Here is an 11,523-nt window from a genome sequence, read left to right on the forward strand (position 1 = left end):
GTTAAGAATAGTGGTGGGCAAATTGGAAAAATTATACTCAAATAATAATTCAATAAGTTTTAGTAAAAACTAAATCATTTTTGTGATACATATCCACATGTAAGATACAAATAAACAGTACTAAGATCCTCAGAAAGAAAAAAATAGTCATCTATTGTCAGTGGGGCATGAGGATATGCACCAAATCTAGATTTCGGATGAAATGTTTTTATTCTACCTTCGTAATACTCACCAAAATATTTTTCTGTTTCTGGAGCATTAAATGTCTTAGAGATAAACATAGCTGCATCTTTCGAGGTTGGGTTAGATATTCCAACTTCTTTTAGCTTATTTAATATCATATTAAATGAAGCATCAAGTGATATGAATAGAGAATAAATGGCTTCCTCCATAAAATACCCATGAACTAATAACATTCTACTTCTCAGCAAGGTAGATAGGCCTCTAATTAGAATAAAATTATTCACATCAATTTTCTCAAACACTTTTTCCTGTATATTGACATCGAATCCTTGATCTCTTAAATCATATTTTTCCCCATCACTTGTCACTGGAGGAAGAGACAGACCTCTATTGATTTTCCCTATAAATGGATGCCATCCATTAACTCCTGCAGGCATAATTATTGCTTTGATTAATTCTTTTTTTATTTCAGATAGATAGTTAGATACATCACCACTCATTTTCACATAATGGCAGGTTGAAAAAGGATAAATAACTGAATAACCATACATTCTATCAAGGCTTAGCATTATCGACGAGTATAACTTTATTTCATTTATAGAGGCCCATTCCATCTCGGTATAATACCCTTCATCTTCAAATTCAGAGTCAACGAAAGTCACTAAAGGTGTAACCGAAAAACAAATATCCTCGCTAATAAATAGAGCGGAATCATCCATAATAAATGTTTTAATGGGATAAACCCCAAGCGGAGATAATAAACGTACCTGATGGGTGTGATTATCATTTTTTCGATAGGTAAACATCAATTCCATGTCAATCTCAATTTGCGGAGGATAATTTTAAAATTTACGACGTCAGGCAGGTAAGTAGGTTCTTTTCAATGGAACTAACAACTTGGTTTCAATATCAACCTGCTCGTAGTTTTCAACCAACGCACGCACCAAATCGTCGAGTGTCCACAACGTCAGCGGGATCGTTGAACGATCGGCTTCATAGCGAGCATCCTTGCTGAATCCTCCAGTACTGACGTACAACCCGCGATCGTCTTTATGGCGGCCACCGATAAAGCTGCGGATCTGCTGGCTACCCATCTGTTCACGGCGATGCTTCACTTCAACAATAATACGTGGGTTTTCAAAACCGAAACCATCCGGAGAAGCAATAATATCTTTGCCCCTATCCGCGCCAGCAGGTGATACCTGAGTTTTATATCCCATACTGCGCAAAACACCTGCCACCAGATTTTGCATCTCGTCCCAATCAAGTCGATTGATACGATCTTTGATGCCTTCAAAGGCGATCATTTCCATATCGCGTAAGGGGTTAGATACGGCGTCTTCCTCGTTAACTGAACCAAGAACTCCTGGCGTAACGTCAGGTGCAGGTTTTTTCCCCTGCAATAATTCATTCACAGCGAAATCCGGCACACGGAAAACCGTCAGTGTTGAACCCAATGTATTTCTGGTGGCATCACTCAAGTTATCACGATCAATTTCTTCCGTATTCCATTTCACCTGGCGAGCAATGCCCATACCATCTTCAAGCCACTCTGCATGATATTCAAAATCTGAAACGATCTTCCCTAACAGGTAGGTTCGATTAGAGGGGGAATACGTAATGGCCCAGTCACCTTTCTGCATTTCGTTCACAAATCGCCAAATCTGAGAAGTACCAGAACGTGCAGTTCCCGGTTTAATTTGAGGTTCAAGCTCTTGGTATAAATCGAACAACTGTTCTCTGGATAATCCCGGTTTTACATGTGGAGCAAAAGGTGACCACCCTATCGCCGCGACTTGTTTATCACGAAAATCATCATATAGTTTTCCACCATCGCCACGAATCATCCACATTTTGCCAGCCATGATTTTCCCTTCTGAATGAACTTGTTAATCGGCACTTTAGCACAACACAATTAGCTTTACCGGAAGCAAATCAACGTTATGTTATTCGTCTTGAATCAATCAAGCTTTGCGAGCATGATCGCAATAACATCAGCCTGTTACCCGGTTCATTCTTATGATCTCTCCAGAAACGCTGCAAACCGCCATCTCTAACGTCTCTGTCTGGCGTCAGGGTGACGTATGCGCGCCGCATAAACCGCTGCTGCTGTTGTATGTACTGTCGCAGTACAAAGCAGGCCATTCACGCCTGTTTAACTACGGCCTGGAGATCCACGAACCGCTTACTCGCCTGCTGAAAGAGTTTGGCCCCAAGCGACGCACCGGCTATCCCAATATGCCGTTCTGGCGGCTGCGAACAGACGGCTTCTGGGAGATCGCTCACGCAGAAGGTTGTAAACCGCGCAAGGGCAATACTCAGCCGACAAAGAAAGAACTGATTGATAACCAGGTGGCGGGCGGCTTCGATGAAGCGGCTTACCAGCAATTGCTGGCCCACCCTGAGATGATCGACCAACTGGCCCAGAAGATCCTCACCGATCGCTTCCCGGAAAGTATTCAGCGGATCCTGGCCAACCAACTGGGATTCGATTTTATCGATCGCTCCAGGAACCGCGATCCGCGTTTCAGGGATATCGTTCTTCGCGCTTACCACTCACGGTGCGCGTTCTGTGGTTACGATCTCAGACTTGATGGCGCGCTGGTTGGTATTGAAGCGGCGCATATTCACTGGAAAGCGTACGGTGGTCCGTGCGTGGTAAACAATGGCCTGGCGCTCTGTACGTTGCACCACAATGCGTTTGATATGGGGGCATTCGGGCTGGATGAGAGTATGACCATCCGCATCTCCGGCGGCGTCAGTCGCAGTCCGGTGGTAGACCATCTGTTCTGGCAGCGGGACGGCCAGCAGTTATTTTTCCCTTATGACAAAACGCAGTGGCCTGCTGAACAGTATGTCGGCTGGCACCGTAAACAGATTTTCAAAGCCTGAAAATACGCAACGGGCCGTTAAGCCCGTTGTTCGTTACATCACCGCAGTTCTATCACTCTCGCCCGCTCAGCCTGCTTTCGGTAGTGGTCGTATCGCTCCCGGAACCATGCTTGCTGTTCATCACTCATATTACCGGTCACAGCATCGATATCCACTGGCTGGCCCAGGGCGTGCATACGGGCAAAACTGTGTGCCAGAAAATCAAAATTCTTCAATGCGTTTATATCTTGTTGGTTCATTAGCATATCCCTCCAGTCATTGTGTTTACTGTTCAAGGTCATATGCTTTTCTGATTTCAGTATCCGCCTGAAAAAGATCATTTTTTGAGCGATGCGTGCGCATCAATCTGCCTGCGTTCACATTTCAGGAACGACAAAACTCTTCAGCCCCGGTAATGATTTTCCCCTCCCTTTTATCATCCGCGCAGAAAACACTACCGCCAGCCATGCAGTAAGTTCGCCATGTATCCGGAAGGTGCGAACGGCGCAAATGCGCAGGATACACGAACCATTCCATCCCGCAGGGAAATGCCCTGCGAAGGGTGTTCTCTGCTCATTTACAGGAGAAACACCATGTCGTTTTTCGATAAAAAACCGTCGTTAATGCCGGTGGTTATCGCCCCTGATGTCTGGCAATCCGCTGTGGAATTTCCCGCCGACCCGCAGCAGGAGGAAGAACGGCTGGGCAATCTGTTGCTCGCCGTACTGCTGACCCTGCGCACCGCCGGGGCATCCCGCAAGAAAGTCACCTTTACGATCTACTGCCAGCCGCCGCAGGGCGATATGAAAGTCCCTGTCGCATTACCGCTATCACTCAACTATCACGGCCACTATGTGCAGGTCTCGATGGCTGAACAGGCATAACCTCTCCCCGCCGGAGTCGCTTCCGGATGGAGGCAGCTCCGGCTTCTTCCATGAGGATCGCACAATGGACAGAAGCAACGATATCTACCAGAAAGTCACCGACCAGATTATTGCTGAGCTGGAAAACGGCAATGTGCCGTGGCTCCGCCCGTGGCGCGATGGCGAGCCGCCGTTCCCGATCAATGCGTTATCCGGTCGTCCGTATCACGGCATTAACGTGCCGCTGCTGTGGAACAGCGCCGACAAGCAGAGTTTTGCCAGCGACCGCTGGCTGACGTTCCACCAGGTCAGCGCGCTCGGCGGGCAGGTACGCCGGGGGGAGAAATCCTCTCTGGCGGTGTTGTATCTGCCGCGCACACAGGAAGAGATCGATGCACTCGGCCAGCCGTTGCTGGATAAAGACGGCGAGCCGAAGGTGCGGCATTTCGGGATTATTCGTGAATTTCGGCTGTTTAACCTGTCGCAGTGTGACGGCCTGCCGCAGTCGCTGTCCGAGCCGTTTACCCGACCCGCAGAGCCTGTGGAGATAGCCGAAACCATTACGAAGAATAGCGGCGTGACGCTGCGCCATCGCCGCCAGTCGAAAGCGTATTACAAACCCGCGACTGACCTGGTGATGATGCCGCACCCTCAGCAGTTTGAAAGCAGCGAGGCGTACTATGCCACGCTACTGCATGAACTGACGCACGCCACCGGTCACGCTTCACGCCTGAACCGCCCCGGTATTGCCGGAGCAGAACGCACCGAAGCACTCTACGCCGCTGAAGAATTAGTGGCGGAGATGGGTAGCGCCTTCCTGTGTGCCCATTGCGGCATTCAGGGCTGGCTCCAGCACGCCAGCTATATCGGCTATTGGCTGGATATCCTGCGCCAGGACAAGCGGGCAGTGATCCGCGCCAGCGGTATGGCACGCCACGCCAGTGAATGGCTGCTCAACGCTGTACCACAACCCTGTCAGCTTAGCGCCTGACAGCCCACCCGCACGGGGAGTCTTCCCCGCCGGGAAGTTGCTCCCCTTCAATATTCCCCAAAATCATTCGGGTTGCAGGAAGGCGGCGACGCAGCGAATCCCCGGGAGCGTAGACAAACTACGTGACCGGGGTGAGCGAGGAAAGCCAACGCACCTGCGGCCTGAAGGATGAAGGGGAATGAGGAACAATGTATGGGACTCGACATCTTCTTTTTCGAACGGGCAAAAAACGCGCCCGATGAAAGCCAGTACGCCAAGGTGGGTTATTTCCGCAATGTGAACCCGTTACTCAAATGGGTGGATAAACACGTTGGGCTGGTGCGCAACCAGGTGCTGTTAGAAGTCACCAAAGCACATTTGCAGGCGCTTCTGAGTGACCTGCAGAGCCTGACGCCAGATAACTGCGGCGCGGTTTATCCCACGATTGACGGCTTTTTCTATGGATATACCGATTATGGAGAACACTACTGGAAAGACGTTCGCGCCGTCACCCACTGGGTGAAGGAGACGCTGGAGACGTTTGATTTTGAGCGAGACAGGCTGATGTTTTATGCCTGGTGGTAATTTTAAAGTGGCCGACAAAACGTCGGTCACTTTTTATATAAGAAGCATCTTAACCTTTTCAGCTCAGAACCGTTCACTCCTTTTATAACTTATTGAAATATCTTCAATTCAATCTAAATACCAGCTGCTAAAATATAGACGATGCTAATAATAAACAAATCGCTGGAGGTCCACGCTATGGCAGGAAGTAAAGTGAATCTAAAAATTCTGTTCTGGGGCACTATTATTGGGGGATTTATGAGTTCCTTGATAAAGTCCGGAACTGAAGCCAATATGCCACCTCGTATCGCTGGGGAGATATCACCGCCAGCGGCCCATATAGACGCCTGGCTTGGATGGGCAGGGTTCAATTCCCATTCACTGGACTATGTTTACCAGGGTGTAACTATTCCGGGCGCAGTCATGTTGTATCACTGGTTGTTCAGCTTTGCATTCGCCTTTCTCTATATCCTCATCTCTGCATACTGGCCCAAAATCAGGTTATGGTATGGCGCTGCGTACGGGTTAATCATTACTATCGTGATGCATGGTTTCCTTATTCCTGCATTGGGCTTCAGACATCCTGCTTATTTAAATGGTGAAATCGGCTGGTTATGGAACCTTAATGGCTATGAATTATGGAGCGAAATATTAGGCCATATCTGCTGGTCAGTATCGATTGAAATTTGCTTAATTGCCGTTCTGGCTTACTTCGCAAGGCCAATCAAAGGCAAATGGACCATCTGATAACGAAATATTTTAGCGGGGGAATTATCCATTGAGAAGTCAGCAACAATTAAATATTCCACGCAGACAGACAAAATACGCTGCGCGTAAAAGGCCCAAAGGGAGAAACTGCAAAGGAAGGGCGACAAGGGCAAAGGGGCCTGCCCGGAAAGGGGAAATATGCTGAAGTGGCTACAACGACCATCCCGGAGCCAGCCACCTGCGCCAGACGCTGCGCTGCCGGAGGGCTGGTATGCGCCACAATCCGCAGAACGGTTGCTGGCGACGCCGTTACGTCAGTCCTGTTTGCACCAGTTAAGGCAGCTGACCCCGCTGCCGAATACCCTGTTCAATAGCTGGATCCTCACAGCGATTCATAGCTTCGCCGCACTGGTGCAACTGCTGCCCGCCTCACAAAGTCATCACCATTCCATTCCCGGTGGGCTGCTGGATCATTCGCTGGAAGTTGCCTGCAACGCCATCCGGTTGCGCCAGGGTTATCTGCTGCCAACGGAAGCGGGTGCGGAAGAACAAGCCCGGCAGGCCAGTGCATGGACGGTCACAGTGGTCTGCGCGGCATTGCTGCACGACACGGGAAAAATCGCCGTAGATATGGAGGTTCATCAACGTGATGGCACCCACTGGCATCCGTGGCAGGGGAATCTGGCACAACCTTATCGCTGGCAGTACCAGAGCCACGGTCGCGACTATCATCTGCATCCGGCGGCTACCGCAATGCTGATTAATCAGTTGATATCCTCGCCATTACTGGACTGGCTGGCCGGATACCCTGCGGTATTTTCTTCCCTGATTTATCAGCTCACCGGACACTACGAACGGGCTGGCGCGCTGGCAGAACTGGTGCAGCAGGCCGATAAAGCCTCTGTCGCCCGATACCTCGGCGGCGATATCAAAACCGCGCTGGCGCAAAAGCCCTCTTCCTTCCCCCAGCAACTTCTTACAGCCTTGCGGTCGCTGGTACGGAACGAGTACCGGCTCAATAATCCCGAATGTGGATCCGATGGTTGGCTGACGGAGGATGCGCTGTGGCTTATCAGTAAAACCACCGCCGACCGGGTCCGCGCCTGGCTGCTCCAGCATGGCGTCTCCAGCGTACCGGAAAACAATAACCGCCTGTTTGACGAACTGCTGGCACATCAGCTTATTGTTGCCAACGAAGATAAAGCGATCTGGCGCTGCATTATTCGGTCGGATAAGGGCTGGTCGCCCGTTGAACCGCTGACGCTGCTGCGCCTGACACCGTCTGCAATATGGGATCCAGGCGAACAACGTCCCGCCTGTTTTGCCGGTGATGTGACGCCGGTAAGCGAAGCGGAACCCGTCCCTGAACTTAGCGCCCCCACTCAACCGTTGTCGGAGATAGCAGACGACCCGAGGCTTGGTGACAATAATAATTTCCTGCAGTGGCTGAAGAACCACACCAGTCCTTCAGCCACGGTGAATACCCGGAACGGCAAGGTACATGTGGTGGAAAACCATCTTTTCTTGATTTCGCCGGGGATCTTTAAGATATACGCATCAGAAACTACTGGAGACACCGGCGACGGCTGGAAGCTGGCACAGCGAATGTTTCAGGAGTCAGGGCTGGCCCTGCGCTGTAATGATGACAGTTTTATCTGGACCTGCGAGGTTCGGGCTCCACAAAAGAAAAGTAGTCAGTTGAAAGGGTTCCTGATGGAGGATCCGGGGCTGGTGCTTGGAGAGAAAATGTCGGTGAATAACCCGTGGCTGAAGCTGGTACCCGCTCTGGAATAACCATGATGACCTCATAGGGTCTTCGCTGCTCCTTGCAAAACTGTATGCACAACGGCCAAAAGCGCAATAACACCAGAGCGAGCGTAATAATTATTTCGTATTATTTAATTTCCGAGGATTAAATTAGGTTAACAGTACGAATAAATATTAAAAACACCACTAGCTAATCAAATGATATTGATAGAAAAATCCAGCCCAGACACGCCAGAATCTTTGTATCTTATCGAAATGCTATCCGCGACGCTGGCTGAGATTACTGGTGATAGCGGAAAGACTAACTTTAACGTCGATACCATGAAATCTGATCGAGCGCTGTGGGTAGTGGCAAAAGATGAAAATGGCGAGGCTATCGGTTGCGGGGCGATCCGGCCAATATCTGAAGATATTGCCGAATTGAAAAGAATGTTTTCCGTCAATAAAGCATCCGGAACAGGTACAGCATTGCTCCGGAATCTTGAAGGTGAAGCAAAGTCGCTTGGATATAACGAAATCAGGCTAGAAACCCGTAAAGCTAATACCCGCGCAGTTGCTTTTTATGTAAAGCATAACTATCAACGCATCGCTAACTATGGCCCATATGTGGGTAAAGATGAGGCTGTTTGCTTCTCAAAGCACTTATCTCTGAAGGAGAAAAGCATCAGTGCAGCGGTAGAGTAACGTAGCGGCAGAGAAACCGCGCTTCATGCTGATTGTCCAGCCGCACCTGAAAGACATCGTGTGTATCCTGCTCGAATGCGTATTCGCGCCACGCCAGCAGCCCCTGTTGGTTCATGCGGATAATAATCTGATCGGGCGTTTCGCCCTGATTCAATGCTTCGACTACCTGTTGCAGGGGAAGCGGTAGCGTCTGAGCAGGCCACATCACTTCAACGCTCACGAGCTGGCGGTGTGTCCGGGGTGACATCGGTAGTTTCCTCCATGGCTAGAATTTAGCGGTTAATTAGCCATGAAATAGGGGCATTTTTTGCGGTTGCAAGGTTTGCCGAGAGACCTCATTTAAAGGTCGATATATCTCAGATAGTGAAGTCTCTTCCCAGGCAAATCCAGATAGTCTGCACCAAGCGTCTGAGGATATGTCGATAAAAAGCATTTTTTTAAACATATAGCCAAAACATGTTTATGCCATCGACACGTTACGGCGATATGTCGATAAAACACGATTTTTTAAACATGATGCCGTGACATGCTTAAGCATCGACATATGATGTCTATATGTCGATGAAATCGGTTTTTATAAACATATGAACTGGAATCCCGAAGCCCCTTACAACGATCTGCCACAACTGCCGCCTGATCAGCAGCAGATAGAAACACGCAATGTACTAAAAGCGTGTATAAATGCGCGCGCGGCAATTGCAGAGCTGAAAACGGCGGGTGAGTTGATCCCCGATCAGGGATTGTTGATTAACATTCTCCCGATGCTGGAAGCGAAAGATTCCTCACGCATTGAGAACATCGTAACGACCAACGATCAGCTCTTTCAGTATGCTGATCGTGCAGACGGAGCAGATCCAGCAACCAAAGAAGCATTGCGCTATCGTACGGCGCTTTATGATGGTTATACCCATCTTGAGGTCTATCCACTTTGCACAAACACCGCAATCGCTATCTGTACCAAATTACGCGCAGTTCAGACCGATATAAGAAAAACACCGGGCACGGTACTGCGCGATCAGAATAACAGCGTGGTATATACCCCCCCCCGTGGGTGAAGATACCATCCGTAACTTATTGGCGAACTGGGAGCAGTTCATACATGGCGATGATGATTTAGATCCCTTGGTGAAAATGGCTATTGCGCACTATCAGTTTGAGTGTATCCACCCTTTTCCGGACGGGAATGGACGAACAGGTCGTATCCTGAATATTCTTTACCTGATTCAAAATGAATTGCTTTCACTGCCTATCCTGCACCTGTCCCGCTTTATTCTGGAGAGACGTAGTGATTATTACACGCTCTTGCGTAGGGTAATAGAGGAAGGAGACTGGGAATCATGGATATTATTTATGCTGGAGGCCGTAGAAAACACGTCCCGATGGACGACTGACAAGATTGCGGTCGTACGGGCATTGATGGCAGAAACGATCGAGTATGTACGTGAGAAGCTGCCAAAAATTTATACCTATGAACTCATCCAGGTGCTCTATGCGCAACCGTATTGCCGGATCGATAACCTTGTTGAACGAGGTATCGCTAAACGCCAGACGGCATCAGTGTACCTCAAACAGTTGGTAGATATAGGCGTGCTGGAAGAAATGAGCGTTGGTCGTGAAAAGCTGTTTATCAACACCAGGTTGGTACAGGAATTTAATCAGTAAAGCTTATTGGTTAGTGTTAGTTCAGATATTTGCCGGAACTAATGATGACCTTAGCAAAACCTGACATTAATGGCGATGTGATACCTGAAGCAGGCATGATTAATATCTTATTGTATTGATAATCATTTTATCATACAAAGCTAAGTCAATTAGATTGAAAACCATATTAACATTAGATGATATATGAATAAAATCCATAGAGATTTATATTCTAGGAACCAATAAGAAATTCATATAAAAGCAGCTCCTTTCAAAGCTGCTTTTTACACTTAGTTTTTTGGGAGCTTGCTTAAAATATCTTCAATCCCTGATTGCTTATACCTAACATTATCAAAAAGGTCATTAAGGACAGAAAATCTTTCTTTATACTTCCATACCTCAAGATTATTATCATCAAGGATGCAAAGAACGATTTGAGACGTCCAGTAAAACTCATCGACATCTGTATAATATCTATACTTCTCTTCATAGATCCCAAACTTAGTTCCATTGAAATTAACGCTAAAAAATAGAGGTATATATGAATCCGAACCATGAATGATATTATAAGGAGCATCATCTCTCCTCCAAGATATACTTCCATTCAAGGTGTATCTATTTAATTGCGTGATCAACTGTATAATATTATCACTCATGATCTCGTCCATCCTAAATCTAAATTTATTTGTTCTAAGTGCATAATTACACTGCTTAACTCTGATTGAATTCCCCATAATCCTTCAATGTCGAGATGTCTGGAGCTAAGCATTCTAGATAATTTTTCATCTGTTACTGAAAGTAACCATTTTGATATTGGAGGGCTTGAATATTTAAACTGATTTTTATCAAGTTCCAACTTCCGTTTAACATCTTCCAATATTATTATTGTTGAGTGAACAGAAGCGGAAACTGCGCTTTTTTTCTTATTACTAGTATTGTCTTGTTCAAATTCAGAAAGAAGTTTTGGTAAATCTTTATTTTGATCCTGAAGCTTTGAAATCAGTTCAGGAAGTCTAACTTTAACGAGATATTTATTTTCTATATCTGCCACTCTGATATATACCAAGATTGTATATATGCCACCAACGATCGATGCAAATACTGACAACCAAGTTAGAACAGTTCCGAAATTTGCCCACGAAAATATTTCCATTTTATTGTCCATAAATTAACCACGCCAATAAGCCTTGTACAATTTGAACTAAAATACTCTCTTCATAATAGTGCAGAAATCAATATCCAAAGGTGATTGTAACGACACTAAAACCAAAT

General features: G+C 47.2%; 13 protein-coding genes and 1 pseudogene. 8 read left to right on the top strand and 6 right to left on the bottom strand.

What is annotated here, in order from left to right; genetic code table 11:
- Positions 1 to 74 precede the first annotated feature (74 nt).
- On the bottom strand, positions 75 to 998 hold the full coding sequence (locus tag IM267_RS20825) for a hypothetical protein (protein WP_193034213.1): 924 nt from the start codon (positions 996 to 998) through the stop codon (positions 75 to 77).
- Between the two features lie 42 nt (positions 999 to 1,040).
- The gene (locus IM267_RS20830) at positions 1,041 to 2,030 is read right to left on the bottom strand and encodes a restriction endonuclease (protein WP_193034223.1); all 990 of its coding nucleotides are present in this window, start codon (positions 2,028 to 2,030) and stop codon (positions 1,041 to 1,043) included.
- A gap of 172 nt (positions 2,031 to 2,202) precedes the next feature.
- Here IM267_RS20830 and IM267_RS20835 point away from each other — a divergent pair, with 172 nt between their 5' ends.
- The gene (locus IM267_RS20835) at positions 2,203 to 3,075 is read left to right on the top strand and encodes a phosphorothioated DNA-binding restriction endonuclease (RefSeq protein WP_193034214.1); all 873 of its coding nucleotides are present in this window, start codon (positions 2,203 to 2,205) and stop codon (positions 3,073 to 3,075) included.
- Between the two features lie 38 nt (positions 3,076 to 3,113).
- Here IM267_RS20835 and glgS read toward each other — a convergent pair whose 3' ends face one another.
- Positions 3,114 to 3,314 carry a cell surface composition regulator GlgS gene (glgS, locus tag IM267_RS20840; protein ID WP_193034215.1) on the bottom strand — a complete coding sequence of 67 codons (201 nt, stop codon included), beginning with the start codon at positions 3,312 to 3,314 and terminating at the stop codon, positions 3,114 to 3,116.
- Between the two features lie 333 nt (positions 3,315 to 3,647).
- Between glgS and IM267_RS20845 the strand changes: the two genes are divergently transcribed.
- From IM267_RS20845 to IM267_RS20870, 6 genes are all read left to right on the top strand, one after another.
- Positions 3,648 to 3,938 (top strand): hypothetical protein, encoded by a 291-nt coding sequence (locus IM267_RS20845; protein WP_193034216.1) that lies wholly within the window; start codon positions 3,648 to 3,650, stop codon positions 3,936 to 3,938.
- A gap of 64 nt (positions 3,939 to 4,002) precedes the next feature.
- Positions 4,003 to 4,908, top strand: coding sequence for an ArdC family protein (locus IM267_RS20850; protein WP_193034217.1), 906 nt, complete (start codon positions 4,003 to 4,005; stop codon positions 4,906 to 4,908).
- A gap of 192 nt (positions 4,909 to 5,100) precedes the next feature.
- Entirely contained in the window at positions 5,101 to 5,472 is a 372-nt protein-coding gene (locus IM267_RS20855; protein WP_193034218.1) for a hypothetical protein, read from the top strand.
- 177 nt (positions 5,473 to 5,649) lie between these two features.
- Positions 5,650 to 6,198 (top strand): DUF1440 domain-containing protein, encoded by a 549-nt coding sequence (locus IM267_RS20860; protein ID WP_193034219.1) that lies wholly within the window; start codon positions 5,650 to 5,652, stop codon positions 6,196 to 6,198.
- Between the two features lie 159 nt (positions 6,199 to 6,357).
- Positions 6,358 to 7,953 (top strand): MobH family relaxase, encoded by a 1,596-nt coding sequence (gene mobH / locus IM267_RS20865; protein WP_193034220.1) that lies wholly within the window; start codon positions 6,358 to 6,360, stop codon positions 7,951 to 7,953.
- Between the two features lie 171 nt (positions 7,954 to 8,124).
- A complete protein-coding gene (locus tag IM267_RS20870) occupies positions 8,125 to 8,610 on the top strand; it encodes a GNAT family N-acetyltransferase (RefSeq protein WP_193034221.1) in 486 nt (161 codons plus the stop codon).
- Here the strand turns inward: IM267_RS20870 and IM267_RS20875 are convergent.
- Positions 8,591 to 8,857 carry a hypothetical protein gene (locus IM267_RS20875; protein WP_193034222.1) on the bottom strand — a complete coding sequence of 89 codons (267 nt, stop codon included), beginning with the start codon at positions 8,855 to 8,857 and terminating at the stop codon, positions 8,591 to 8,593. The two genes, IM267_RS20870 and IM267_RS20875, sit on opposite strands and share 20 nt — an antisense overlap.
- Before the next feature lie 337 nt (positions 8,858 to 9,194).
- Here IM267_RS20875 and fic point away from each other — a divergent pair.
- A pseudogene (fic, locus tag IM267_RS20880) lies at positions 9,195 to 10,272 on the top strand (protein adenylyltransferase Fic).
- Positions 10,273 to 10,541: 269 nt separating this feature from the next.
- Here fic and IM267_RS20885 read toward each other — a convergent pair.
- Together IM267_RS20885 and IM267_RS20890 are read right to left on the bottom strand one after the other, a co-directional pair.
- The gene (locus tag IM267_RS20885) at positions 10,542 to 10,907 is read right to left on the bottom strand and encodes a hypothetical protein (protein WP_057058084.1); all 366 of its coding nucleotides are present in this window, start codon (positions 10,905 to 10,907) and stop codon (positions 10,542 to 10,544) included.
- Positions 10,904 to 11,416 (bottom strand): hypothetical protein, encoded by a 513-nt coding sequence (locus tag IM267_RS20890; protein WP_061382766.1) that lies wholly within the window; start codon positions 11,414 to 11,416, stop codon positions 10,904 to 10,906. The genes IM267_RS20885 and IM267_RS20890 overlap by 4 nt, the downstream gene beginning before the upstream one ends.
- Positions 11,417 to 11,523: the final 107 nt, after the last annotated feature.

The organism is Enterobacter cloacae complex sp. P15RS, from assembly GCF_014895905.1.
Taxonomy (GTDB): Bacteria; Pseudomonadota; Gammaproteobacteria; order Enterobacterales; family Enterobacteriaceae; genus Enterobacter; species Enterobacter quasihormaechei.